Source organism: Bacillus sp. IS1 (assembly GCF_032461585.1).
Lineage (GTDB): Bacteria > Bacillota > Bacilli > Bacillales > Bacillaceae > Bacillus > Bacillus velezensis.
The window spans coordinates 878,093-904,528 of the sequence record NZ_JAWCWR010000001.1 but is presented as its reverse complement, the minus strand read 5'-3'; the positions used below and the strand labels follow the sequence as shown (position 1 = coordinate 904,528).

Below are 26,436 nucleotides of genomic sequence, written 5' to 3'. Positions count from 1 at the left end.
ACAAGACTGATGGGTAAAAAATAAGGGGGAGGAAGCATGAATCGTCTCTTGCTTTTTCTCATGCTCGCATCAATTACGCTTTGCGGCTGCGGGGGGAGACCCGCTCCTGTTCCGCCCAAAAAACATGAGGAAAGCCGCGCATTGGAAGCATCTGCATACCGTGAGCATGCCGGACTCATCAATCAAAACGGAAAAACGATCGGATATATCGAAGTGAGGGAATCTGATGATGAAGGGTCAGACATTCATATATCAGCGGGGCATCTGCCGCCCGGCACTTCTCTCGGATTTCATATTTATGAAAAAGGGACATGTCAGGCACCTGATTTCGAATCAGCCGGGGGACCGTTCAACCCTTTGAACAAAGAACACGGCTTCAACAATCCGATGGGTCATCACGCCGGGGATCTCCCCAATCTTGAAGTGGGGGCTGACGGTAAAGTGGATGTTATTATGAATGCGCCGCAAACTTCATTAAAAGAAGGGAGCAGACTCAGCCTGCTCGACCGGGACGGAAGCGCGTTCGTCATTCATGAACATACGGACGATTATTTAACAAACCCGAGCGGAAATTCCGGAGCCAGAATCGCCTGCGCTCCCCTGACAAAAAGCGCCCGCAGGGAATGAGCCCTTTTGTATTGAGTATACAAGGGCTTTTTTAGTATACTCGGTTATGGAATACAAATGGAAAGGAAACATCACCTATGACTTCAGAATTACAGCACCTATCACTTCCGGAAGATATACAAAACAAACTGCAGGCTTATCAAAATCATCCCGTTTCCCAAGAATTCCGGGATTTAATCGGATCATCAGGCTATGAGGCCGAAGATAAAGCGATTGTTTTCGATGCCGTCATCGCTTTGACAATGGGAAAAAATATCTTATTAAAAGGACCGACGGGTTCAGGGAAAACAAAATTGGCGGAAACGCTTTCGAACTATTTTCATAAACCGATGCACAGCGTCAACTGCTCCGTAGACCTCGATGCAGAAGCGCTTGTCGGCTATAAAACGATTGAAAATGAACAGGGACAGGCGACAATTGAATTCGTTCCCGGACCTGTAACAACCGCAATGAACGAGGGACATTTTTTATACATTGACGAAATCAATATGGCAAAGCCTGAAACCCTTCCGATTCTAAACGGCGTGCTTGATTACAGAAAAATGATGACAAATCCCTTTACAGGAGAAGTGATTAAGGCAAGCGAAGGATTCGGTGTTATCGCCGCGATTAATGAAGGCTACGTCGGCACCGTTCCGCTGAACGAAGCCCTTAAAAACCGTTTTGTCATCATTGATGTTCCGTATATTAAAGGAAGCCTCCTGAAACAGGTGCTGACCTCTCAGTCTGTCTTAAAAGATGAGAAATTAATTGAACGCTTTATGACGCTGTCTTCTGATTTAATCGCACAAGCGCATAACGGACAAGTGTCAGAAGAAGCGGCGTCCATCAGGGCTCTCATTGATACGTGCGACTTGGCTGCGTACATCCCGCCGAAACGGGCGATTGAAAGAGGCATCGTGGAAAAACTTGACGACGACAGGGAAAAAGCCGCTGTCAGAAATATTGCAGAAACGCTGTTCGAATGAGGGATATACAATGAAGTTTATCAAATTTAACGACAGCACGATTGATTCGTTTTTGTTCATGATGCTGACTGACCTGGCCAAAACACTGACCAGAAGCAGTGAAGTTGAAGTGGAATACGGCGTGCAGTCTTACTACAATCCCTTTGAAAAGAAAATTTACATGAGCCACTTTTGGAAAGACCGATCAGCCGGGGATATGGAAGCCGGCCTGAAAAGCGATGTCTATTTGCGCGCTGTCGGAACACGCAGCAGCTCATTTCGGGAATTTGCGGGGTTTTTAAATGACGTTCACCGGCACTTCACCCGCCAAAGCTTTGCCAAGCAGCTGTTTATGCTGCTTGAGGATATCAGAATTGAAGAGCTGATCAAAAAAGAACGGCCGGGAACGAAACGTGTTTTTCAGAAGCGGAGGGAGATGTACAGGAAATATTTCACGACGCAGCTGACATTGAATTTAGAACGGAGCATTTTCACCGACGCTTTGTATTGCGCGATGTTTGTCAAGCTGACGGCTGAGTCTCCGCTTGAAGGCATTCCTTCCATGCATGAACATATTGATATGATGATACCGTATATTGAACGTCAGCTCATCCGGGTGTATGAGGCGGATTCTACGGAACAAATCGCAAGAATAACGGAAGACCTCATGGAAGGCCTTGATGAAGTGCTTGAGAAAGATATGCTGAACACGTACTTTTTTCTGCCGGAACTTGATTACGAAAAAGCGGCTGAAGAGCCTTTATTCGAAAGCGTAAAAAAAGCGCCTTCGTTAAGTGACGATCTCACGCTCCCTGAGTCTTCCGACGGAGATGAAGAAATCCTTGAAGAGAAAATGAATACGTGGCACCGGGAAACCGAAGCGCCGTCAAAAAGTTTCCTTCAATTTGATATTGAGCACGGCGCGAAATCAGATCTTGGGAAAGACGCGGCCAGAGAAGGCGATGACGGTGACCAGGCGCTCGGCTCCGTTCAAGGTTCCGCACGTCAGACGAAAAGAGAGGATTACTCCAAACTGGAAGCGCTTGAATCCATTCAGGATGAACATAAGGGCGCGGGGCTGGCTGACGGAAAAGAAAACAAATTTGCCTTCCCGGTTTATCAAACGCCTCATAAAGCGTCTCCTGAAGAGGAGCAGTCTTATAAAGAACAGGCAAAAACGATAGAATCATATCAAAAACGCCTGAAGCAGATGATACAAAAAACACTTGAGCACAAAAAAACGCTCCCGCGGACCGACCTTCACGCAGGCCGGCTGAATCGCAAACTGATCCGCTATTTTACGGAGCGGAACCCGCGCCTTTTCTATAAAAAGCAGGACCCGTCTTCAGACATTGACGCCGTTTTTACATTGCTTGTCGATTGTTCGGCCAGCATGTTCGACAAAATGGATGAAACAAAAAGAGGGATCGTTCTTTTTCATGAAGCCTTGAAATCAGTGTCTGTACCGCACCAGATCGTCGGATTTTGGGAGGATACGAACGAAGCGACCGAAACGAGCCAGCCGAATTTCTTCAATACCGTCATTCCGTTTGAAGAGTCGCTGCTGCAGGCGGCGGGTCCGCTGATCATGCAGCTTGCGCCTGAAGAAGATAACAGAGACGGGTACGCCATCAGACAAATGACGAAACAGCTGATGCGGCGGAGTGAGGCGCAAAAATTTTTAATCGTGTTTTCAGACGGAGAGCCGGCAGCATTCGGATACGAACAAAACGGCATCGTCGATACGAGCGAGGCTGTCATCGAAGCGAGAAAAAAAGGGATAGAAGTCATAAATGTTTTTCTGTCCAATACTGCGATAGAAGAATCACAGATGAAAACCATTCAGGATATGTACGGAAAGTACAGTATTTTTGTTCCGGATGTCGATCAGCTGCCCGATGTGCTGTATCCGCTCTTGAAAAAACTGCTTCATAAAAGCATAGGATAGGCTTTTTCCTATGCTTTTTCGCTTTTTATTTTAAAATGATTTAATTTTTTCGGTATTGATCTGTTTTTTTTACTATTTTGTGAACAATCAAGGTAGAATCCAAACGCAATCAGTGGTAAAATATCCTTGGAAGCGTTTTTATTACATAATTTTGGGCACAGCGTTCAAAAGTTATTTCAAGATAGTGAATTGATCACTTGATTATCTAGGTTGGGGGTAATATTCAAATGTTTCAAAATAATATGAAACAAAGAATGAATTGGGAAGATTTTTACGGACCGAACCTCGGCTACGCACTGGAGCTGTACGACCAATATGCTGAAGATCCAGACAGCATTGATCCGGATCTGAAAGACATGTTTGACGAACTCGGCGCTCCGCCAAGCCAAATAAAAGAGGCATCGGGAACAAAGGAACAGGGACGCGTCACCGCAGATCTGATTCAAAAGATCGCAGCAGCAGTTAAACTTGCAGAAGATATTCGAACCTATGGCCATCTGAACGCTTCCGTCAATCCGCTCAGAAAGGATCCGAAAAAGAGCGAGCTCTTTCCGTTATCCGAGTACGGGCTTACAGAAGAAGAAATGAAAGCAATACCCGCGTCTGTCATCTGTAAAGACGCACCTGCCAATATAACAAACGGCTTAGAAGCCATCCAGCATTTACGCAATACCTATAAAAGAACCATCTCCTTCGAGTTTGACCATGTGCATGATTTCGAAGAGCGCGCATGGATTACAAAAATGGTCGAATCCGGAGAACTGTTCCGGAAAAATTCACCGGAAAAACTGTCAGCCGTTTTAGAAAGACTGACGGAAGTAGAAGGATTTGAACAATTTTTACACCGGACATTCGTCGGTCAGAAGCGTTTCTCAATTGAGGGATTAGACGCGCTTGTGCCGGTTCTTGACGACATTATCGCCCAGTCTGTGAAAGCGGGCACAACCAATGTCAATATCGGGATGGCGCACAGAGGCCGTTTAAATGTGCTTGCGCATGTGCTCGGCAAACCGTATGAGATTATTTTCTCAGAATTCCAGCACGCGCCGAATAAAGACCTTGTGCCGTCTGAAGGATCGACCGGCATCAGCTACGGCTGGACGGGCGATGTAAAATATCACCTCGGTGCAGACAGACAGCTTCAGGATGCTGAAACCAAAAGCGCGCGGATTACGCTTGCAAATAACCCGAGCCACTTGGAATTCATCAATCCGATTGTGGAAGGAAGCACGCGGGCGGCACAGGAAACAAGAACGCAAAAGGGGTACCCGGTTCAAGACGAAACAAAATCGCTCGCCATTTTAATTCACGGTGACGCAGCGTTTCCGGGAGAAGGCATTGTCGCCGAGACGCTGAACTTAAGCTCTCTGAAAGGCTATCAGGTCGGCGGGGCCATTCATATCATCGCCAATAATATGATCGGCTTTACAACAGAAAGCGATGAATCACGGTCCACGAAATATGCCAGTGATTTGGCGAAGGGCTACGAAATCCCGATCGTTCACGTCAACGCGGATGATCCGGAAGCATGCCTGTCAGCCGTTAAATTTGCGGTTGAATACCGGAAGCGGTTCAATAAAGATTTCTTAATCGATTTAATCGGGTACAGACGGTACGGCCACAATGAAATGGATGAGCCGTCAACGACACAGCCGATGCTGTATGACGCCGTCAGAAAACACCCGACTGTCAAGCGGATCTTTGCGGAAAAACTCGTAAGTGAAGGACTGATCAGCGAGGAAAAAGCGCAAAACATCGAAACGGCAGTGACAAAACGTATTGAAGACGCCTATAAAAAGGTGCCCGCCAAAAAAGAAGACGCCGTACGGGAAATTGAATTGCCGGAACCGGTGTCCAACGGTTTTCCAGACGTTGACACAGCCATTGATTTTGATGTTCTCCGCAAGCTGAACGGCGAACTTATCAACTGGCCGGAATCTTTTAACGTGTTCGGCAAGCTGAAAAGAATTCTGGAAAGACGTGCAAAAGCGTTTGATGATGACCGTAAAGTTGAATGGTCATTGGCTGAATCGCTTGCGTTTGCTTCCATTTTGAAAGACGGCACGCCGATCCGGCTGACCGGACAGGATTCAGAGCGCGGAACGTTCGCTCAAAGAAACCTTGTGCTGCATGACAGCGAAACAGGAGAAGAATTTGTTGCCCTCCATCACTTAGACGACTGCGCTGCTTCATTTACGGTGCATAACAGCCCGCTCTCTGAAGGATCGGTTCTCGGCTTTGAATATGGATACAACGTGTATTCGCCTGAAACGCTTGTGATGTGGGAGGCGCAGTACGGGGACTTTGCCAATGCGGCTCAAGTCTATTTTGATCAATTCATATCTGCAGGACGGGCAAAATGGGGACAAAAATCAGGCCTGGTCATGCTGCTGCCTCACGGTTACGAAGGGCAGGGCCCTGAACACTCCAGCGGCCGCGTTGAGCGGTTCCTGCAGCTGGCGGCGGAAAACAACTGGACGGTGGCCAACCTGACAAGTGCGGCTCAGTATTTCCACATTTTAAGAAGACAAGCGAAAATGCTGCTTCGTGAGGAAATCCGCCCGCTTGTGATCATGACGCCGAAGAGCCTGCTGCGCAACCCGAATACGGTATCTGAAGTGCAGGAACTGAGCGAAAGCCGATTCAAGCCTGTCTATGAGCAGTCCGGACTTTCCCATGCTTACGAAAAAGTGACTCGCGTCGTATTATCAAGCGGAAAAGTGTCAATTGATATCAGCGATCACTTCAACAAAATGGAAGGCGATAAGGATTGGCTTCATATTGCCAGAATCGAACAGCTGTATCCGTTCCCGGCAAAAGATACGAAGGAGCTTTTCGCCAAACTGCCGAACCTGCAAGAGATCGTTTGGGTTCAGGAAGAGCCGCAGAACATGGGGGCATGGAGTTATATCAGCCCGTATCTGACGGAAATCGCGCCAAAAGGAGTAAATGTCCAATACATCGGCCGAAGAAGACGATCCAGTCCCGCAGAAGGAGATCCGACAGTCCACAAAAAAGAACAGGAACGCATTGTATCTGATAGCTTGACTCGCAAAAACTAAGGGGGAAATGAAAAAATGGCGGAAATTAAGGTACCTGAATTAGCAGAATCAATCTCAGAAGGAACGATAGCCCAATGGTTAAAGCAGCCCGGTGATTATGTAGAACAGGGTGAGTACTTGCTTGAACTGGAGACGGACAAAGTAAATGTTGAATTGACAGCAGAAGAATCGGGTGTTCTAAAAGAGGTATTGAAAGATTCGGGTGATACCGTCCAAGTAGGAGAAATTATCGGTACCATTACAGAAGGCGCTGGCGAAAGTTCTGCACCCGCCCCTTCAGAAAGTGCTCCAGCCAATGAACAAACGAAAGAGGAAGCAAAAGCTGAACCTGCTGCACAAGAAGTCAGCCAGGAAGCACAATCAGAAGCGAAATCCAGAACGGTAGCGTCTCCGGCTGCACGCAAGCTGGCAAGGGAAAAAGGAATTGATCTATCACAAATTCCGACGGGGGACCTGCTCGGCCGCGTGCGCAAGCAAGATGTGGAAGCTTATGAAAAACCGGCTTCAAAACCTGCGGCACAGCCGAAACAGCAGGCTCAAAAAACACAGCAAAGCTTTGACAAACCTGTCGAAGTGCAAAAAATGTCCCGCCGCAGACAGACGATCGCGAAACGATTGGTTGAAGTGCAGCAGACTTCTGCGATGCTGACTACATTTAACGAAGTTGACATGACGGCCGTTATGAATCTAAGAAAACGCCGTAAAGACCAATTCCTTGAGCAAAACGAAGTAAAACTAGGTTTCATGTCGTTCTTTACAAAAGCCGTCGTGGCTGCATTGAAAAAATTCCCGCTCCTTAACGCTGAAATTCAAGGCGATGAGCTGATCGTGAAAAAATTCTATGACATCGGTATCGCTGTCGCGGCTGAAGAAGGGCTTGTCGTCCCAGTCGTGCGTGACGCTGACCGCCTGACGTTTGCCGGCATTGAAAGAGAGATCGGCGAACTTGCGAAAAAAGCGCGAAACAATAAATTAACATTAGGTGAGCTGCAAGGAGGCTCCTTCACGATCACAAACGGAGGTACATTCGGATCGCTTATGTCAACACCAATCCTAAACAGCCCTCAGGTTGGGATCTTAGGTATGCACAAAATTCAGCTGCGCCCAGTAGCGATTGATGCGGAGCGCTCTGAAAACCGTCCGATGATGTACATCGCTTTATCATATGATCACAGAATTGTAGATGGTAAAGAAGCGGTCGGATTCCTTGTCACCATTAAAAACCTGCTTGAAGATCCGGAACAGCTGTTGCTGGAAGGATAATTTGAGACAGACAAAAAGTACACTGCCCTTACAAGCAGTGTACTTTTTTTATTGAGAGAAGGGGAGAATTTATATGAAAAGCTGTTATCCGCTTGAGATCGAATTTGAATATAATGAAGAATTGCATTCTATCACTCCGGTTCTTCTGCAAGACGAACATGACACGATATTAATAGACTGCGGATATCCCGGTTTTACAAACCATCTTCAACATGCTGCCGCCCGGCATGGAATGTCGCTTCATTCATTGACAAAAATTATTGTAACGCATCACGACATAGACCATATCGGCTCACTCGCTGCATTATACCGTTTTCATCCGGATGTCAGCGTGACAGCACATGAGCGTGAAGCGCCGTATATTGACGGCTCTAAAAAATCTTTACGGCTTGAGCAGGCTGAATCAACGTTTTGTTCATTGTCAGAGGATGCAAAGCCTTATGCAAAACAGTTCATCCGCTCGCTTCAATCAGTCGAATCGGCTCCAGTTCACCGGACAGTTACTGACGGCGAGCTGCTGCCTTGGTGCGGAGGCATTCGCGTTGTAGCCACGCCGGGTCATACACCCGGCCATATCAGTCTTTATCTGCCTGCCGAAAAAACTATGGTCACAGGTGATGCGGTCGTCATTGAAGACGGAAAGCTGAACCTTGCTAATCCTAGTTATACGTTACATATGGATGATGCGGTCCGTTCTGTGCAGCGGCTGCTCGATTATGATATCCGCCAATTGATTTGTTATCATGGAGGTTTATTTCAGGGGGATATAAAAAAAGCGCTTTTGCGCCTGTTTCATGATCTGCAGAATAAAAAAGGATAGGAGCGGCCAGCCTATCCTTGTTCAGTTATGAAAACGGAATCTTTGCCGTTTCTTCTTCTTCGGTGCTGTTTTTCTCTTTTTTCTTAGACCAGTAGGTGGCAAGAACAGACCCCGACAGATTGTGCCATATGCTGAAAATTGCGCTCGGTACGGCTGACAAAGGGGAGAAATGCGCTGTCGCAAGCGCTGCACCCAGTCCGGAGTTTTGCATTCCGACTTCGATCGCAATCGCTTTTTGTGAAGCATAATCCATTTTGAACAGCTTTGCAGTCAGGAATCCTAACAAATATCCGATTCCGTTATGTAAGATGACGACAGACACAATCAGCAGTCCTGATTGAAGCAGATGCTCACGATTTACGCTGACGACAGAGGATACAATCGCTACGATGCCGATTACCGACACGAGAGGAAGCGCGTGCACGGCTTGTCCGACCTGTTTTTTGAAGAACAGCTTCACAATCACCCCGAGGACGATCGGCAAAAGCACGGCTTGCATAATGGAAACAAACAGTGAACCGAAAGAAACGGGGAGCCACTCTTTCGCAAACAGCATAATAAGTGCCGGCGTTACAATAGGAGCAAGCAATGTTGAGATCGTGGTGACCGCAACAGAAAGCGCCGTATTGCCTTTCGCCAAAAACGTCATGACGTTTGATGCCGTACCGCCCGGACAGCATCCGACCAGAATGACGCCCGCGGCGATTTCTGCGGGGAGGCGGAGCCCGATTGATAAACAGAAAGCCGTAAGCGGCATAATCGTAAACTGGGCAGCGACTCCGATCACGACATGCCAAGGCTTTCTGATTAATTCTTTAAAATCGTCTGCTTGAAGAGTAAGCCCCATCCCAAACATAATAATACCAAGGAAAATCGTCATATAAGAACTGATCCAAGAAAACAAATCAGGGCAGGCGAATCCTAAACCGGCAAAGACGATAACCCACAAGCCAAAGGTTTGGCCCGCAAACCCGCTTATTTTTTTCAGCCATTCCATAAACACAGCTCCTTTTACATTCAATCAATCAGTCAGAAAATATGACTGACTTTTCTGTATTCCATTATAAATAATTTTCTGAATAATTCAATATTTAATATAAGTTTTCAATAAAATTATTATGTAAACTAACATCTTCTTGACTATTCAGACATATATTCTTACAATTGATTTTTATACTGAAATGAATTGGGAGTGCTGAAGTGAAAGAAGCTAATCAATGGTCATCTAAGCTGGGATTTATTTTAGCTACGGCCGGCTCTGCAATCGGGCTCGGCGCAATATGGAAGTTCCCTTACGTAGCGGGAACCAGCGGAGGCGGCGCTTTTCTGCTTGTTTTTATTTTATTTACTGTTTTAATCGGACTGCCGCTTTTGCTTGCTGAATTTATTATCGGCAGAAAAACACAAAAAAACGCCGTTGAATCCTATAAGGCGCTCGCGCCGGGGAAAAAGTGGCACTGGATCGGATATCTCGGAATCATTACGTGTTTTATTCTATTATCCTTCTACAGCGTAGTGGGGGGATGGATATTAATCTACATTATAAAAGGCTTTACAGGCGGTTTATCGCTTTCTTCGGGATTTGATACGTTATTTATCAATACCATTTCAAATCCTTATGCAGCGGTTTTCGGTCAGCTGCTGTTTATCGTGCTGACGATTTTAGTTGTGGCAAAAGGGGTGAGCAGCGGCATCGAAAAGGTAAGCCAGGTGCTGATGCCGGCTCTGTTTATTCTGTTTATTCTTTTAATGATCCGCTCCGTTACGCTGCATGATGCAGCGAAGGGATTAAAATTCTTCTTCATGCCTGATTTTGGCGCGATGGATGCCAATACCATTTTATATGCGATGGGACAATCATTTTTCTCGTTAAGCGTCGGAGTGTCCGTAATGGTTACATACAGCGCATATTTAGAAAAAGAAGAAAATATTGTTCAATCCGCCGTATCGGTGACGGTATTAAATGTCCTTGTTGCTGTGATGGCGGGAGTGGCGATTTTTCCGGCGGTGTTTGCATTCGGCCTCAAGCCGGATCAAGGCCCGCAGCTTTTATTTAACGTGCTGCCGACCGTCTTTAACCAAATGCCGTTGGGCATCGTGTTTTTACTCGCCTTTTTGCTGCTGTTTTTATTTGCGACGCTGACATCGGCTTTTTCAATGCTTGAAATTTTAGTTGCTGTTTTGTCAAAAGGCGATTCGGCAAAACGGAAGCGGTATGCATGGATCGGGGGACTTGCTATATTTATTGTCGGGGTCCCTTCGGCGCTGTCGTACGGAATTTTGAGTGATGTTTCTCTTTTTCACCGCAGTATTTTTGACGCTGCGGATTTTCTGGTCAGCAATGTCTTAATGCCGCTGGGCGCGCTTTTAATTGCCGTTTTCGTACCGCTGAAAATTCCGAAACAGATGTTGTTTGACGAACTGAAAAGCGGTTCCGGTATAAAACGAAAATGGTTTGCAGTCTGGCTCCTATTAATCCGTTATGTGGCTCCTGTAGCCATTATTATCGTTTTTCTGCACGTGCTTGGTATTTTTTAAACCAAAAGAAGCACGCCCCCGTTCAAGACGGGGGCTTTTTTAATAAAGCGGCCATATCACGCGGTGCGCTTGCTCGAACCGTTTCTCCGCCTCCCGCCAATCAACGACATTCCACCATTGATCCACGTAAGCCGCGCGGTCGTTTTTATATTGTAAATAATAAGCGTGTTCCCACACATCCAGCGGAAGCAAAGGAATGACGTCCCACTGGCTGTAGAGCTGATGCTTCTCAGCGGCCAAAATCTCCAGCCGCCCGGCGCGCGGCGCCCAGACTAGGATAGCCCAGCCGACTCCTTCGACTTTTTTCGCCGCTTGAGAAAATTGCTCTTTAAAAGCGGAATAGCTTCCGAATGACACATCAATCATTTGAAAGAGTGCACCCGTCGGCCGTCTTTTTCCGTTTGGATTCATCGAAAACCAGAAAATACTGTGCAAATAATGGCCCGCGCCGTGAAACGCCAATTGCCGCTCCCAATGTGCCACTAAGTCGTACTGTTTCGTCTGTCTCGCTTTTTTGAGCTCCAGTTCTGCTTTATTCAGACCGTCAACATAGCTCTGATGGTGTTTGGTATGGTGGAGTTTCATAATCTCTCTTGAAATATACGGTTCCAGTGCGGAATAACTGTAAGGCAGTTTAGGGAGGACATGCTTGCCGATCGGCACATAGGCTCTGCGCTCATCCGGCTCTTCGGGTTCAGTAATGTCCCGGTAAAGTGCTGATGCCTGTTCGTACCATTCCGCCTCCGTTAATCCATCATCCTGAAGGGTGTGAAAAATCCGGTCGATTTGTGCCGCGAAGCGATCGAACCGACCTTGTTGAATGACTTGTTCCTTCAAGGTTTCACACCAATTCAGCATCTCGGTTTGATAAGCGTGCCGTTTCATTTTTCTTCCTCCTTTTCACTCATTTTCATAAAAGTGCTGAGCGCAAGCAAAGAAAACACATACGGGTAGCTGTGATATCTGATGTAAAACTGTTTCGGCAGGCCGATTCCGGTCGGATAGCTAAAAGCGGCTCCTTCGTAATGCCGGTTTTCAATAAGAAAAGATATGCCTTTTGTGACGGCTTGATGATGAGGTTTTTCGTATTGCAGCAAAGCTTCGGCCGCCCAAGCCGTCTGTATAAGCGTCCCGTAAGAAAGCGGAACATAGGTTTTCTCTTCTGCACTTTTACAGGATTCCCCCCAGCTTCCGTCCTCGTTTTGAATGGACTTCAGCCAGCGGATCGCTTTTTTTACGGCCGGGTGGTTTTGGCTCACGCCGCAAGCCTTCATCCCTGTCAGCGCCGCCCATGTGCCGTAAATATAGCAGACACCCCATCTGCCGTACCACGATCCGTCCTCTTCTTGATGGCGGATCAGCCATTGGACGGCTTTTTCAATCTGAGGGTGATCAGAAGAAAGCCCCGCTTCTCCTAAACAGTGCAGCACCCGTCCGGTTAAGTCGCTTGTTGAAGGATCGATGGCAGCTTCCTCAGCCGATTCCAGCGGCAGCAGGCGGACCAGCGGATGATTGGCATTTTTCTCAAAAGCAGAGAAGCCGCCGTCACTGTTTTGCATGGACAAAAGCCAGCTCAGTCCGCGTTCCCATGAGGCGGGATAAAGTTTTCGCGGAATGGCTTTGAGCACTGCGGCTGTGTCATCACAATCAGGATTATTTGTATTGATGTTTGAAAAACCCCATCCTCCCGGTTCAGCATGCGGGTTGTGAACGGCCCAATCAGCGACTTTCGTCTGCTGCCGCTCACGCAGAAACCGGGCGGCGCTGGTTATCATCTGATCGTTATCTGAGATGCCGCTTTTCATAAGCGCATAGTTGAGAAGCGCCGTATCCCAAACGGTCGACGTTGAATTTTCCAGGTACGGTATATTGCCGCAAGACGTGAGCAAAGCTTTCGTGCCGGCAAGCGCTTTTCTGATAACGGGGGAGTGGCGCGATACACCGAGAGCGAGCAGGCCATACACCATAAAAATAGTGGCGCTCGCATAGCTGTATAATGTGCCGTCTTCTTCAATCCGGTCAAGCATATACGTTTTGGCCGTACGCAGACCGAGCTGGTGAAAAGCGGCAGGAATCTGCAAAAGCCGCTTCCAGTGCGCGAAAAGAGAAGAGAGGTCTCTGTTCTCATCCTGATCGGAACGAAGCCATGTAAACGGATTTTTAGTCATATGCCGATCTAAATGCGCGAGAGACGGAACGTTGGGATTTTTCAGCGAAAATCTTTTGTTAAGCGTCACGGCCATCGGTACAAAATGAATACGGGCATATGTACTGAACTGGTAAAAATGCAGCGGGAAGGATGGGGGAATGACTAAGAAAGATAATGGCAGATGCAGCGCGGGCCATGGATAAAGGCCGTTTGCCGCAAGCATCCACTTTGTCATGAAGTGTACGTTGCGCAAGCCGCCATTTGAGATGATAAAGCGTTCGGCCTGAATCATATGCGCCTCAGAACGGCTATATAAACCGGAAGCCAGCAAGCCGGCATAGCCCTGTACAGTGGCGGTCACATTTCCTTTCCGGTCATCAGGATAGTTGGCAAAAGTTCCGTCCGGGCGCTGTTTAGCGCGAATGCCTTCTGCAAGCTCAGCGATCAGTTCTTTATCATTGTCTCCAAGAGAAGTGAGGAGGAGGATCAGAAAGGCGTTTGTCAAAATCGGTCCTTCAAAACAAAATGACCATGAGCCGTCCGCATTTTGCGTTTCTCTTAATAGGGAGATGGTTTTCTTTTGGCGGCTTCTGACGTTTTCATGAATTGTGCTCACACTCGCTCAACTCCTTCAGAAGCATATATATTCATATGTAAAAGGCGGCATGACAAAAGAAAGAAACTGCTGACAGGCAGCAGTTTCTTGTTTGATTTAATCTTCCAGATTGATCCAGACGCTTTTCACTTCTGTATAATTATCCAGAGCGTAAGAGCCCATTTCCCGCCCGAGGCCGGATTGCTTATAGCCGCCGAAAGGAGATGCCGCATCGAAAACATTGTAGCAGTTGACCCAAACGGTGCCGGCTTGGAGACGGTCAGCAATGTAATGGGCGTTTTTCACATTCTCAGTCCAAAGTCCGGCTGCAAGGCCGTATTCCGAGCGGTTCGCCCGCTCAATCACTTCATCTACCGTATCATACGGAATGGCGGCTAAAACTGGGCCGAAAATTTCTTCTTTTGCGATGGTCATGCTGTCATCCACATCCGCAAATACAGTCGGGGAGACAAAATACCCTTCTTCAAACGGGCAGCTGCCGCCCGCGACAGCTTTGGCTCCTTCCGCTTTTCCTTTTTCAATATATGAAAGCACGCGCTCATGCTGTTCCTGACTGACGAGCGGGCCGATTTGTGTATCCTGGTGAAGGCCGGCGCCTTGCTGAAGCGATTTCGCATATGAAACCATTTCGCTGACGACCTCATCATATTTGTCTTTGTGAATGAAGACACGGGAGCCTGCGCAGCATACCTGCCCCTGATTAAACATGACCCCGTTTAAAGCGCCGGGAATGGCTTTCTTCAAATTGGCGTCAGGCAAAATGATATTAGGTGACTTTCCGCCAAGCTCCAGTGTCACGCGTTTAATTTTTTTTGCGGCTTTTTCCATGATTTTTTTGCCGATTTCTGTAGAACCGGTAAAAGCGAGTTTATCGACATCGTCATGGTTGGTCAGCGCTTCCCCGGCCGTTTCGCCGAAACCTGGGACAATATTGATGACGCCGTCAGGGAAGCCCGCCTGATCTATTAATTCCGCTAAATAGAGGGCAGTCAGCGGTGTCTGCTCCGCCGGTTTCAAAACGATTGTGCAGCCTGTGGCAAGGGCGGCGCCCATTTTCCACATCGCCATAAGGAGCGGGAAGTTCCAAGGGATGATCTGCCCCACGACGCCGACAGGCTCATGGCGGGTGTAATTAAAATATGAGCCGGCGACCGGAATTGTTTGTCCGGTTATCTTTGTAGACCACCCCGCATAATAACGCATATGCTCAATTGCGAGCGGGATATCCCCATTCGTCGTTTCATTAATCGGTTTTCCGTTATCAAGTGTTTCAAGCTGCGCGAGTTCCGTTTTGTGCTCTTCCATTAAATCGGCAAGCTTATACATCAGCCTGCTTCTGGAAGCGGCCGGCATAGTGCGCCATTCGCCGTGATCAAAGGCTTTGCGTGCCGCTTTCACTGCACTGTCAATGTCTTCTGACTGTGCCTCGTAAAGCGTCATCAGCGTTTCTCCGGTTGCCGGATTCGGTGTGACAAATGTTGATCCTGAAGCGCTCGGAACAAATTTTCCGTCAATATAAAGTTTCTTCGTGCCCTGTAAAAATGTTTCCAGCCTTTTTGTGATCTGCATCGTTAAAGAACTCATTCGTAACAAACCTCCCGAAATTTTTTTATGGTCTGTTTTGAGCATCTTGATGTCCGCGCAAAGTAAGCGCATACAGTCATTCTATAATAACACCTCCGGTAAAATCAATCGATAACCGTTATTGCAATTCACAAGAAAAAACGGCTACAATAAGCTTATCGATTAAGAAAAGGAGTTTTATAAATGATTCATAATAATTGGCAGACAAAAGAAAGCGTCAAAAAGGTCAAATGCGTACATACAGATGCGAAAAAATACATTGTTAAAAATGTGCTGACGCCGGGTAAAGAGTATGAAGTCAAAAATGAAACAGAAGAATTCATTTTTGTTGTAGACAATACAAACAAAGTCGGAGGCTTCTACAAAGAGTATTTTGAAGAAGTTTAAAGCTGAATGAATTTATTTTGCCTGAGCCATACTAAAAAAGACTACATATAAAAGGTGGCTGCAAAATGAAAAACACAGAGCAAGACAAACAAAATAAAACATCAGATCAGCTTCAGCAAGTGCAACCTGAAGAAGGCACCGACACGACGATGGAACAAATTTCAGATACCTATAAAGAAGGAACGATTGAAGATACGGATCGTTGATGTTTTGTTGAAACCGCGGCATTGGAGAAGCCGCGGTTTTTTATGGCGAAAATAAAAAACTGACTTTTCGAAAAAAATATCGTTTTCTTGAAACCTTTTCTGCCGCTGAACCGTATTACTTCATAACAGCGGCACCTTTCGCGAAGGGCTTTTTTGATGAACGTTCTAAAAATGTAATCTGTTCGTAATGGTTTAAATGCCGTCTATGTCGTATTCTTATATAGGGATAAAGAACTTATTTTTTATGATTGTAAAAACAATAGTATAGAAGCAGAAAGTGGGGTTCTTCATTGGGAATTTTTTCTGTCAGCAGATCAACCGACACAAAAAAGCTGGAGGCTTTGCTCGTTGAGGGAGAACGGATCGAAACGATTTATAAACTGCGGGTTGACCAAATATGCTTTACGAATAAACGAGTGATTTTCTTTGATAATAAAATGTTCTCCAAAAAGAAAGTGCGCGTATTTCTTCCATATAAAACAATTGAAAGCTTCGCCATTCAAGAAGCGGGGATGTTTGATCCAGATACCGGGCTTGTATTAATGACAAGGGGAAAAACTTTCGAATTGGAATTTGCAAAAGAAACGGACTTGACTGAGGTTCAAGCCATCTTAACAAAATACTTATGCAGTTAAATATCACATAAAAGCCATCCGAAGACATGCGGATGGCCTTTTTATTATATAATACTTGTTTTTCCGGAGTTCGAATCAATGAGATCCGGATCAGCAATAGAACTGATGGGGATATAAATCGGCGCCAAATCACCATTTTCTTCACCGAATCCGTAGTTGATCTTATTGGATAAAAAATAATCGATTTGCTGATACGGGCCGATCGTAATGGAAGAACCGCGGTCGACTGCATTTACTTTAAAGCCTCCTACATTTACCAAAACCGGCGAAAACATCATAATGGGCCTCCTTTTCCGGCAGGAATTTTATCGCATGCAGACTCAAAGGCAGATGGAGAATCAATTTGATCCCGGTCATCCACTTTGCCGTTCGTGCCGATGAAGCCGCTTGCATCTCCGAAGTTCTGTCCGTATCCCTGATTCTTTTTATCAGAATTCTGCCATTCCGCCAGTAAATTTTGTCCGACATTCACCGCTGAAGCATTTTCAAAGGAATTAATTTTCAACATGAAAATATTAATATTGATATATGGAGTTGGTTGAACCACAGGCAAACCTCCTTTAATACAGGTGTATGCCGGCTGTTATGACCGTATGCTTAGACAGGGGGCGATAAAAATGGATTTCGATAAGATGAAGCAGTGGATGGAAATGGCGCAAAACATGTCCGGCGGCGACTTTTGGAAAAACGTTTTTGATGATGAACAACTGAAATCATTTCAAAACGGCCATTCTCATTTTCCCTTTCAACAGGGAGATGGGCAAATGAGAAGAAATGAGGATGCTTTTCCTCTTATAGATATTGTGGAAACCCATGATGAGCTCCAATTTTTACTGTATCTGCCCGGCTACCGGAAACAAGATGTTCAGCTGCTGTCCTACGGAGAATATATCGTCGTAAAAGGCACGAGAAAATCCTTTTTTAATGAACAGGATTTTAAACAGAAGACCGGAAAATACGGCGATTTTGAAAAAAAACTCGACCTTCCGCATTCCGCTCAGGGAACGAAGGGAATGCAGGCGGTATTCAAAGACGGGATTTTATATATATCGATTGCTAAACATCTGGGGGATGCAAGCCAGATCATTATCGAAGGCTGATCTTGTTTGCTGTGCCATCTATCAGATCTGAATCATCGATACTCATGATAGGGATGACGACAACGGTGCAATCACCGTTTTGTTCACCGTACCCTTCATTTCTTTTATTGGCTGCTGTGTTTCTCACCATAACGGAAGAGCCGGTGTTAAAAGCCGCTCCGCTGCTGATTCCGTTCATTTTTATATACTCAAAGTTGATAACGGATGGAAAAAACATCATGATTCGCCTCCTTTTTGTATATCATGTTTATATATTCGCAATGCGGGACGCATAGAACTTTCCAAGAGTGACGGGGAAAGAAGTGATTTTCTTTGAAAAAAATAATGAAAGAGATTTTCAAAAAAGTGTGTGAAGAAGAATTAGACCGGCTTAAGAAAGTGGAACAACAGCTTGATGAGCTTCAGGATAAGTGTCATTTTGAGCCGCAAACGGTTGAAGGGGAAAAAACATATGTCCATATTGAGCACGTCAAAGTGGACAAGGTTGAATACAATATTGATTTTGAAAAGCTGAGTATAGAAGAGCTGAGCGGTATGCTGAATATCGGCGCCACTTACCATACACCGGTGCACAGGCTCAAACAAGCCTGCGCTGAAGAATGTCGGGACAACCCGCAAAATGATGCTGCGAAAGAAAAAAGACAGACAAAGCAGCAGACACCCAATGTCACCATCAGGGGGAGAAAGCATTGACCCCGTTGTTTCAGCCTCCTTTTTCGAGGGTATGTATTAACAGATGCAGCGAGGAATACTGACGAAAAAGGAGATGATGAATATGTCATTATCAAAAGAACAGCAGGACAGCCTTTATCATAAATTAATCGATTTAAAGGAAAGTCTTCAGGGAGAATCAAAAGAAAATCATTCAATGAGCGAAGACACAGGAGAACTGTCGAACGGAGTAGATAATCACTTAGCTGATCACGGAAGCATTTATTTGGACAGGGTCACGAATCAGACGCTGGACGGTGTCGATCAGAATCTTTTAGATGAGGTGCACGCCGCGCTTGAACGAATGGATAAAGGAACATACGGGATTTGCGAGAAAACGGGAAAAGAAATTCCTTATGAAAGACTTGAAGCTGTGCCGTACGCCAGAATGACCGTCGAAGCGCAGCGAGAAACAGAAGGGGATGTGAAAACAGACGCTCCGTCATATGAAAGGGAATTTCACGAGCAGGTGAAAGACCTCTCAAATAAAGAAACCGTTGATCAAAAAAGCTCACAAACTTACGAAATCCTGGATCGCGAGCAGGATTCACAATAATAGCAGCAGGTACATTCATATGTACCTGTTTTTTTATTCCATAAAAAATCTCAGAATCGAAATAAAATCATTGACTTTATATAAAAAAGAAAGTAACATACTATTTGTAAGTAAATATTAAAAGATTACCGGGAGGAATTTAGAATGTCTCAAGTATTATTTGTAAAATCAAGTGATCGTACGGCTGAAGAAGGCGTATCCGTAAAATTATACGAAGCGTTTCTGGCTGCTTATAAAGAAAACAATCCGAATGATGAAGTGATCGAACTTGATCTTCATAAAGAAAACCTTCCTTACCTCGGAAGAGATATGATTAACGGAACATTCAAAGCTTCAAAAGGAATTGAAATGACAGACGAAGAGAAAAAACAAGCGTCAACTGCTGACATTTACTTAAATCAATTCGTCAAAGCTGACAAAGTCGTGTTTGCATTCCCGCTTTGGAACTTCACAGTGCCTGCTGTGCTTCATACTTATGTTGATTACCTGTCTCGCGCAGGAGTTACTTTCACATACACGCCTGAAGGCCCTAAAGGTCTGATGGGAGATAAAAAAGTAGCGCTCTTAAACGCACGCGGCGGCGTATATTCTGAAGGACCGATGGCATCTCTTGAAATGTCATTAAACTTCATGAAAACCGTTCTCGGTTTCTGGGGTGTCCAAGATCTTCACACTGTTGTCGTTGAAGGCCATAATGCTGCACCGGATAACGCTCAAGCGATCATTGAAAAAGGACTGCAAGAAGCGAAAGATCTGGCTGCAAAATTTTAATTTCCATTAACTCTTGCGCCCATACAGGGTGTGAGAGTTTTTTATATTATAGAAGAAACTGGCGGCAGCTTCGATCTGATCATATATTGATATATTGATATTTTGTCGAAAAAACAATTTTTATGTAGAATAAAGCATTTTTCACAAAGAAAAAAGGTTTTCTGTAAAAGAATTAACCCTCTTGCCAAAATACGACTGATGGTGTAGGATATAAGAGAAGCTACATTGTTCGTATTGTTAATTAAGTTTTAACCTTTAAGCTGTAATAGGGAGTTTTATATCGAAGCCGGAATGTCATGCCTCCATTGCAGAGGACGACAGGAACGCTTCTGCAAACACCCACTTTGAGGAGTGGTGGTTTAAAACTTTCTTACTTGCGTACGGCATACGTAGCGAAAGCCATTTCCCTTGCGGAGATGGCTTTTTATTTTGAATTGCCCTTGAGCAGCGTACTTTATCTGTATGATAAAATGAAAGAATCAAAGACAAAGTGAGGTTTTACAACTTATGCTGGATAAAGCCCAATCCCTTCTGGCGCATTATTTTGGCTACGACAGTCTTCGCGCGGGCCAAAAGCAGGCGATACAATCAGTTACAGAGGAGAGAAAAAACACGGTCTGCATTATGCCGACGGGGGGCGGAAAATCAATCTGCTATCAGATTCCCGCACTGCTGTTTGAAGGGACCACAATCGTTATTTCCCCTCTTATTTCCTTAATGAAAGATCAAGTCGACGCGCTTGAAGAAGCGGGTATCGCGGCAGCTTATATTAACAGCACCCAGACAAGCCGTGACATTCATGAGCGCCTGACCGGTTTGAAACAAGGGGCTTACCGGCTCTTTTACATCACACCGGAGCGTTTGACTTCTTCTGAATTCATTCACATCCTGCAGAATATTACGGTTCCTCTTGTCGCCATTGACGAAGCTCACTGTATATCGCAATGGGGACATGATTTCAGGCCGAGTTACCGGAATATCGAAATCCTTTTTAATGAATTAAAAGAACCGCCCGTCATCATCGCATTAACGGCGACGGCTACGCCTGAGGTTCATGATGACATCTGCAAGCAGCTTCATATTAAGAAAGAACAAACTGTATATACCGGTTTTGCCAGAGAGAATTTAACGTTTAAAGTAGTAAAGGGCGAAAACAAAGATCGGTTTATCGAGCGGTATCTGGAAAAAAATAAACACGAAGCCGGCATTATATATACAGCGACAAGAAAAGAAACCGACCGTTTATATGATAAATTAAAACGCAGCGGCATCAATGCCGGCCGTTATCACGGCGGAATGGCGGATGATGACAGAAAAGACCAGCAGGAGCAGTTTCTTAACGATCAGATACAAGTGATGGTAGCTACGTCCGCTTTCGGAATGGGAATCGATAAGAGCAACATCAGGTTCGTTTTACACGCGCAGATTCCGAAAGATATGGAGAGCTATTACCAGGAAGCCGGACGGGCCGGGCGCGATGGTCTTAACAGCGAGTGTGTGCTCTTATTTTCGCCGCAGGATATTATGGTGCAGCGTTTTTTAATAGACCAATCGGCCGCCGGAGAAGAAAAACAAAAGCAGGATCTCAAAAAACTGAGACAGATGGTGGATTACTGTCATACGGAAGATTGCCTGCAGCGGTTTATTCTGAAGTATTTCGGCGAGAATGAGGCGGAAGCTTGCGAAGCATGCGGCAATTGCACTGATACAAGGACCGCCCATGACGTCACAAAAGAAGCGCAGATGGTATTATCATGCATCATCAGAATGAATGAGCGCTTCGGAAAAACGATGGTGGCGCAGGTGCTTAGCGGCTCAAAAAATAAAAAAGTGCTGGAAAACGGCTTCAGCAGCCTGTCCACTTACGGCATTATGAAGCATCAATCCGCAGCGGAAATCAGTGATTTTATCGAATTCCTTATTTCAGATGAATATATCAGAATGGCGGACGGCACATTTCCGACGCTTATGGTCACCCAAAAAGGCAGGGACGTTCTGCTTGGAAAAAGCGCAGTCTCGAGAAAAGAAGCCTTACAGGCCGCCGCCGTTACTGAAAATGATGAATTATTTGAGCTTCTCCGGCGTCTCCGCAAAGAGATTGCAGCTGAACAGGGTGTGCCTCCATTTGTCGTGTTCTCGGATCAGACGTTAAAAGAAATGTCAGCGAAACTTCCGAAAACAGATCAGGATCTTCTTTCCGTAAAAGGGGTCGGGGAACAAAAAAGATTGAAATACGGAGCGGTTTTTTTAGAAGAAATCCGAAATTATGTAAGAGAAACAGAGTGAAAAAAAGTTTTTTTAGAAATTTGCACATTGTGTTTTTCATTGGCGCCGGAAAAATCAGAAGCTTGAAAACCCTTGCTGTATCAAGGTTTCAGCAAGACTTACCAAGCGAGAGAAATGTTTCATGTAAAGGAACTGTAATCTAATTCAAATCGTTTTGTTATTGAACTGACATTTTCATATGTTACGATATCACCTGTTAGCCGCCAATAAAAAGCTAACAAGGGAGGATTTACTTATGAAGAAGACGATTATGTCCTTTGTCGCAGTTGCAGCAATTTCAACAACTGCATTCGGAGCTCACGCTTCTGCTAAAGAAATCACGGTGCAAAAGGGTGACACGCTCTGGGGAATCTCGCAAAAAAACGGAGTGAACCTAAAGGACTTAAAAGAATGGAATCAGTTATCTTCTGATTTAATCATTGAAGGAGAGAAACTGACTATTTCTTCAGTAGAAACAACCACATCTGGGCAGTACACAGTGAAGCAGGGCGACAGCCTCTGGAAAATTGCTCAGAAATTCGGAACATCAGTCGGCAATCTGAAAAGCTTGAATAACTTGCAATCAGATATAATTTACGCAGGCACAACGTTAAATGTGAAAGGTCAGGCTCAGGCTGCACAGCCGGCTCAAGAAGCCAGCCAGCCGCAAACTGAACAAAAACCAGCTGCTGAGACAGAACAGCCTAAACAAGAAGCTGTCAAAAACGAGCAGCCTAAACAAGAACCTGTTCAAGAACAACAACCTAAACAAGAAGCGAAGGCTGTCGAAGCAAAACAGCAGCCTGTTCAATCAAATACAAACCAACAAGAGCCTAAAAAGCAGCTGACAATGACTGCAACTGCTTACTCTGCTAACGACGGCGGCATTTCCGGTGTAACGGCAACCGGTGTTGACTTAAACAAAAACCCTGATGCAAAAGTCATCGCGGTAGACCCTAGTGTCATTCCGCTTGGCTCTAAGGTTTATGTTGAAGGTTACGGAGTGGCAACAGCAGCAGATACAGGCGGCGCAATTAAAGGAAATAAAATTGACGTATTTGTTGCAAAGAAAAGTGACGCTAACAACTGGGGCGTCAGAACAGTAAATGTTAAAGTATTAGACTAGTTTCATATAGAGATGAAGAACACAAGGCGAAATGCTTTGTGTTCTTTTTTTCTTCCCTTTTTTGACTGTATATAATCGTTATATGCGGAAAAAGAAAAAGCGTTTCTCTAATACTATATAGAAGGAATGGATGTGAAAACGGAATCAGAAGGGGTGTATGAATCTGATGGAGCCGGAATTTATATGTTTATGGAATGCCTTCACAGAATCACCGGTGTTTCAAGCATGTATCTGTACCGCTTTGGCCGTTGTGATCGTTATCGGACTGTCTATGCCGGCTGTCAGGCTGTTTCAGGCGCTTGACAGAGGGAGAGGAAGGCCAGCCGTTATTGAAAAGGTGAGACGTACTGGTGTGATGAAGAATGGCAGGCACGAGCTTGTGCTTATTTTAAACGTAAAAAACCAAGACGGAACGCATGATAAACGTGAACTGACACATGCCGTATATAATGAAGAGATCAGCCGTTTTTATGAAGGAGCTTCCGTATGGGTGACGGCAGCGGCTGGCGGACGAATTATGATCGCTCCGCGCACGCCGCGGCATAAGGCGTCAAAATAAAAAGACGGGGCGGTTTTCCCGTCTTTATGTATTAATGCCGATCGATCCATATCCTTACGCCTTCTGAGCCGGCTTCTATCCTGCTTGTTCCTCCGATCGGGAATGTCATCAAAGGGGAGGTATGGCCGAAATCAGCATTTGCGATAACAGGCATGGATGACAGTTCTTCTTTTGTACGGATGACGGCACGCAGAGCCTCCTCAGACACATTTGAAGCATGCTGGAAACGTCCGATGACAATTCCCTTCACAGCTGAAAAAGCGGGAAGGTGGATGAGTGACTGCAAATCCCGGTCAAACATATGAACGTCCGACATATGATCATCTTCTATAAACAGAATCACTTGTTCCATCTCCGGAAAGTATTCCGTGCCCTGCAGAAGATTCAGCGTGCATAGATTTCCTCCGATCAGTGTTCCTTCCGCATATCCGGGTTGAATAACGAGCGGTCCCGGATTCCGATAAAAACGTCTGTCCTCCTGGTTCAAATACCATTTATCATCACTCCACTCGGATGAAGGCTTTATCTCATACGGGTTGTCAGAAGCACAGCAGGCCAAGAAAGAGTTAATCGTATAGTCCAGCCCTTTTTTCATGGCAAATGAAGAAAAATGGGGACCGGAATATGTAATAAGGCCGGTTTTTTGATATATGGCATGGCCGAGAGCGGTAATATCTGAATAGCCGCAAAGGATTTTCGGATGCCGCTTGATGTTTTCATAATCAAGATAGCGAAGCAGCTGATTTGATTGGAACCCGCCGAGTGTCGTCAAAATCGCTTTGATGTCAGGATCAGCGAAAGCTTCGTGCAGATCCTGTACACGCGATTCAATGGATGATGAATCAAATTCATTTATTTCTTTCGCATGCTCTGAAAAAGAGACACGAAAGCCGAGCTCCTCCAATTTTGACTTTGCGGCATTTATATTTTCATCTGACATAACGGACATGCTTGTGGCCGGAGACACAATACGAATGCCGTCACCTTTTTTCAATTTTTCCGGATACAAAAAAAACCCTCCTTATATGGTTTAATCTATTACACCATATAAAAGAGGGTTTCTCTATTATTTTTTTACAAGTCGACCCATTTAATGCCGCCTGATTGCGTATCATTGTCAATCCAGACATCAAATTGATGCTTTTCATAAAAATGAACGAGTCTGTCGACATGATCCCAATCACGCTTAGCGATGTCGCCCGTCACTTTCGGGATATTCTGCTCTCTGGCGATATGTTTTAAAAATTTCATGCAGATCGAGCCGTAGCCGTGGTTCGGCGGGCCTTTAATGTCCCCGATATGAATGGCATTGTCATAATAAGAGGCGATCAGTGAAAAACAGCCTCTTCCCCGGTATGCTGACTCACAATCAGTCAGCATAATCTTACATGTTTGGCCATCATCAATCGAGGAAACAATGATCCAATCGTCATTGTTCGATTGATCAATACCAAGCACTCGCGCGTCTTTTGATACATCTATCAGATTTTCCCGCATTCTGAAAATCTGAAATTCAAGTTTATGAAGCTCTTTTTCCAGCTCTTTCTGATCTCTTTCTTCTGCAGTAAACAAAATCATACTCCTTTCACAGCGTAAAAGTCTTAGTTAAACACAAGTATCCATTGTAGTAAATGATGTCTTGGTTTGTAAATGGGTTTTGCAAAAACTTTTTTAGAAAAGTCTGCCGTTTATATGTGGATTGACGTTTTTAAGGCGGTGCGGATAGGGAAAGGAACAGTGAGCAGCGGAAAAAGGAGGAATCTATAATGGCAATTGACTCACTCATCGGCAAATTGAAGTACGTAATGACGGAATCTCCTGATAAAATGCTTTCCTTATATGTAAATACGGATATGAGAAATCCGGATCAGCAGGGGGGAGAGTGGAAAATCGCCTTGAAAACCGGTTTTCGGAGATTAAAAGAGTATCTGTCTGCCAGTGATCCGGAAGAAGAAAAATCTCTCGTCCGCATCATGGAACGTGTCTATCAATATATCGATGGGCTTGGTAAAGAGATGCCGCGAAGTCTCGTATTTTTTGCATCGGGAGAAGGCGGTATTTGGGAGACGATTGAATTGCAGGTGCCTGTCGAAACACGATTTTATTGGGAAGAAACGGCTGTCCTTGATCAATTAGAACTTCTCCGTGAACAATTTCCGAGCACGGCTTTTATTCTCACCCAGCAGAATGAAGTGAAGATTATAGAAACCGTACTCGGAAAAATTGAAGGGGTGGAGCATTATCAATACGACGTCATCAATGAATCGTGGAAACCGCAGGATGTAAGCGGAAGCTCCGCCTCAATGGACGAAGACGCCGCCAAAGCCCACGTCGAAGAAAACCAAAACAGGCTGTATAAACGATTGGCTTCAAACCTTGATCAAAAGGCCGCTTCACACCAATGGGAGCGTCTCGTAATCGCAGGGGACAAAGAAACAGCCGATATTCTCGATCAGCATATGAATAAACCGATAGATCGGATCATTCCAAAAAATCTGTTGAATGAAAACGAGCATAAGGTGATAGAAGAACTGTTGAAGGAAGCATAATATGACGAAAGGCCGGG

At 45.2% G+C, this 26,436-nt stretch carries 27 protein-coding genes and 1 other RNA gene; 19 read left to right on the top strand and 9 right to left on the bottom strand.

Features of this window, described 5'->3' with window-relative positions; translation table 11 throughout:
* Positions 1–36 precede the first annotated feature (36 nt).
* From RUW00_RS03805 to RUW00_RS03780, 6 genes are all read left to right on the top strand, one after another.
* Positions 37–627, top strand: coding sequence for a superoxide dismutase family protein (locus RUW00_RS03805; RefSeq protein ID WP_095060687.1), 591 nt, complete (start codon positions 37–39; stop codon positions 625–627).
* Between the two features lie 77 nt (positions 628–704).
* Positions 705–1,595 (top strand): AAA family ATPase, encoded by an 891-nt coding sequence (locus RUW00_RS03800; RefSeq protein ID WP_003153758.1) that lies wholly within the window; start codon positions 705–707, stop codon positions 1,593–1,595.
* A gap of 10 nt (positions 1,596–1,605) precedes the next feature.
* Positions 1,606–3,522: a nitric oxide reductase activation protein NorD gene (locus RUW00_RS03795; protein WP_017417967.1), complete on the top strand. Its 1,917-nt coding sequence runs from the start codon at positions 1,606–1,608 to the stop codon at positions 3,520–3,522.
* A gap of 227 nt (positions 3,523–3,749) precedes the next feature.
* On the top strand, positions 3,750–6,584 hold the full coding sequence (gene sucA, locus RUW00_RS03790; protein ID WP_022553224.1) for a 2-oxoglutarate dehydrogenase E1 component: 2,835 nt from the start codon (positions 3,750–3,752) through the stop codon (positions 6,582–6,584).
* 15 nt (positions 6,585–6,599) lie between these two features.
* Positions 6,600–7,847 (top strand): 2-oxoglutarate dehydrogenase complex dihydrolipoyllysine-residue succinyltransferase, encoded by a 1,248-nt coding sequence (odhB, locus tag RUW00_RS03785; protein ID WP_280145175.1) that lies wholly within the window; start codon positions 6,600–6,602, stop codon positions 7,845–7,847.
* A 73-nt stretch (positions 7,848–7,920) separates the two neighbouring features.
* The gene (locus tag RUW00_RS03780) at positions 7,921–8,667 is read left to right on the top strand and encodes an MBL fold metallo-hydrolase (protein WP_280145174.1); all 747 of its coding nucleotides are present in this window, start codon (positions 7,921–7,923) and stop codon (positions 8,665–8,667) included.
* 25 nt (positions 8,668–8,692) lie between these two features.
* On the opposite strand, the gene RUW00_RS03775 is transcribed toward RUW00_RS03780, so the two are convergent.
* Positions 8,693–9,664, bottom strand: a complete 972-nt coding sequence (locus RUW00_RS03775) for a bile acid:sodium symporter family transporter (protein ID WP_095272744.1) — start codon at positions 9,662–9,664, stop codon at positions 8,693–8,695.
* Positions 9,665–9,867: 203 nt separating this feature from the next.
* On the opposite strand from RUW00_RS03775, the gene RUW00_RS03770 reads away from it, so the two are divergent.
* Positions 9,868–11,205 carry a sodium-dependent transporter gene (locus RUW00_RS03770; protein ID WP_280145173.1) on the top strand — a complete coding sequence of 446 codons (1,338 nt, stop codon included), beginning with the start codon at positions 9,868–9,870 and terminating at the stop codon, positions 11,203–11,205.
* A gap of 39 nt (positions 11,206–11,244) precedes the next feature.
* On the opposite strand, the gene RUW00_RS03765 is transcribed toward RUW00_RS03770, so the two are convergent.
* From RUW00_RS03765 to RUW00_RS03755, 3 genes are all read right to left on the bottom strand, one after another.
* Positions 11,245–12,090, bottom strand: coding sequence for a superoxide dismutase (locus RUW00_RS03765; protein WP_007611962.1), 846 nt, complete (start codon positions 12,088–12,090; stop codon positions 11,245–11,247).
* Positions 12,087–13,970, bottom strand: coding sequence for a terpene cyclase/mutase family protein (locus RUW00_RS03760; RefSeq protein WP_280145172.1), 1,884 nt, complete (start codon positions 13,968–13,970; stop codon positions 12,087–12,089). Before RUW00_RS03760 ends, RUW00_RS03765 begins: the two co-directional genes overlap by 4 nt.
* 96 nt (positions 13,971–14,066) lie before the next feature.
* A complete protein-coding gene (locus RUW00_RS03755) occupies positions 14,067–15,554 on the bottom strand; it encodes an aldehyde dehydrogenase family protein (protein ID WP_017417962.1) in 1,488 nt (495 codons plus the stop codon).
* Between the two features lie 183 nt (positions 15,555–15,737).
* On the opposite strand from RUW00_RS03755, the gene RUW00_RS03750 reads away from it, so the two are divergent.
* The 3 genes from RUW00_RS03750 (at position 15,738) to RUW00_RS03740 (ending at position 16,782) form a co-directional block, all read left to right on the top strand.
* A complete protein-coding gene (locus tag RUW00_RS03750) occupies positions 15,738–15,941 on the top strand; it encodes a DUF6501 family protein (protein ID WP_007407979.1) in 204 nt (67 codons plus the stop codon).
* Positions 15,942–16,006: 65 nt separating this feature from the next.
* On the top strand, positions 16,007–16,147 hold the full coding sequence (locus RUW00_RS03745; protein WP_072177749.1) for a DUF4025 domain-containing protein: 141 nt from the start codon (positions 16,007–16,009) through the stop codon (positions 16,145–16,147).
* Positions 16,148–16,437: 290 nt separating this feature from the next.
* A complete protein-coding gene (locus RUW00_RS03740; RefSeq protein ID WP_003153783.1) occupies positions 16,438–16,782 on the top strand; it encodes a PH domain-containing protein in 345 nt (114 codons plus the stop codon).
* A 44-nt stretch (positions 16,783–16,826) separates the two neighbouring features.
* On the opposite strand, the gene RUW00_RS03735 is transcribed toward RUW00_RS03740, so the two are convergent.
* A complete protein-coding gene (locus RUW00_RS03735; RefSeq protein ID WP_003153785.1) occupies positions 16,827–17,060 on the bottom strand; it encodes a hypothetical protein in 234 nt (77 codons plus the stop codon).
* Entirely contained in the window at positions 17,057–17,329 is a 273-nt protein-coding gene (locus RUW00_RS03730; protein WP_014418114.1) for a hypothetical protein, read from the bottom strand. Before RUW00_RS03730 ends, RUW00_RS03735 begins: the two co-directional genes overlap by 4 nt.
* 70 nt (positions 17,330–17,399) lie before the next feature.
* Here RUW00_RS03730 and RUW00_RS03725 point away from each other — a divergent pair, with 70 nt between their 5' ends.
* Positions 17,400–17,882: an Hsp20/alpha crystallin family protein gene (locus tag RUW00_RS03725; protein ID WP_003153787.1), complete on the top strand. Its 483-nt coding sequence runs from the start codon at positions 17,400–17,402 to the stop codon at positions 17,880–17,882.
* Here RUW00_RS03725 and RUW00_RS03720 read toward each other — a convergent pair.
* A complete protein-coding gene (locus tag RUW00_RS03720) occupies positions 17,869–18,102 on the bottom strand; it encodes a hypothetical protein (protein WP_280145171.1) in 234 nt (77 codons plus the stop codon). The two genes, RUW00_RS03725 and RUW00_RS03720, sit on opposite strands and share 14 nt — an antisense overlap.
* A gap of 92 nt (positions 18,103–18,194) precedes the next feature.
* Between RUW00_RS03720 and gerPC the strand changes: the two genes are divergently transcribed.
* From gerPC to RUW00_RS03685, 7 genes are all read left to right on the top strand, one after another.
* Positions 18,195–18,575 carry a spore germination protein GerPC gene (gerPC, locus tag RUW00_RS03715; RefSeq protein ID WP_103526825.1) on the top strand — a complete coding sequence of 127 codons (381 nt, stop codon included), beginning with the start codon at positions 18,195–18,197 and terminating at the stop codon, positions 18,573–18,575.
* 82 nt (positions 18,576–18,657) lie between these two features.
* On the top strand, positions 18,658–19,149 hold the full coding sequence (locus tag RUW00_RS03710; protein ID WP_017417961.1) for a TraR/DksA family transcriptional regulator: 492 nt from the start codon (positions 18,658–18,660) through the stop codon (positions 19,147–19,149).
* Between the two features lie 144 nt (positions 19,150–19,293).
* A complete protein-coding gene (locus tag RUW00_RS03705; protein WP_003153791.1) occupies positions 19,294–19,920 on the top strand; it encodes an FMN-dependent NADH-azoreductase in 627 nt (208 codons plus the stop codon).
* A gap of 214 nt (positions 19,921–20,134) precedes the next feature.
* A non-coding RNA gene (gene ssrS / locus RUW00_RS03700) (6S RNA) lies at positions 20,135–20,320 on the top strand.
* Positions 20,321–20,427: 107 nt separating this feature from the next.
* Positions 20,428–22,206, top strand: coding sequence for a DNA helicase RecQ (gene recQ / locus RUW00_RS03695; RefSeq protein WP_095272733.1), 1,779 nt, complete (start codon positions 20,428–20,430; stop codon positions 22,204–22,206).
* A 235-nt stretch (positions 22,207–22,441) separates the two neighbouring features.
* Complete coding sequence (locus RUW00_RS03690; protein ID WP_007407985.1) at positions 22,442–23,311, top strand: 3D domain-containing protein; 870 nt, start codon at positions 22,442–22,444, stop codon at positions 23,309–23,311.
* 166 nt (positions 23,312–23,477) lie between these two features.
* Positions 23,478–23,870, top strand: a complete 393-nt coding sequence (locus tag RUW00_RS03685; protein ID WP_095272793.1) for a hypothetical protein — start codon at positions 23,478–23,480, stop codon at positions 23,868–23,870.
* A gap of 31 nt (positions 23,871–23,901) precedes the next feature.
* On the opposite strand, the gene RUW00_RS03680 is transcribed toward RUW00_RS03685, so the two are convergent.
* Positions 23,902–24,879: a S66 family peptidase gene (locus RUW00_RS03680; protein WP_280145170.1), complete on the bottom strand. Its 978-nt coding sequence runs from the start codon at positions 24,877–24,879 to the stop codon at positions 23,902–23,904.
* 65 nt (positions 24,880–24,944) lie between these two features.
* The gene (locus RUW00_RS03675; RefSeq protein ID WP_014305189.1) at positions 24,945–25,448 is read right to left on the bottom strand and encodes an N-acetyltransferase; all 504 of its coding nucleotides are present in this window, start codon (positions 25,446–25,448) and stop codon (positions 24,945–24,947) included.
* A 188-nt stretch (positions 25,449–25,636) separates the two neighbouring features.
* Between RUW00_RS03675 and RUW00_RS03670 the strand changes: the two genes are divergently transcribed.
* Positions 25,637–26,419, top strand: coding sequence for a VLRF1 family aeRF1-type release factor (locus RUW00_RS03670; RefSeq protein ID WP_017417957.1), 783 nt, complete (start codon positions 25,637–25,639; stop codon positions 26,417–26,419).
* The last annotated feature ends 17 nt before the right edge of the window (positions 26,420–26,436 follow it).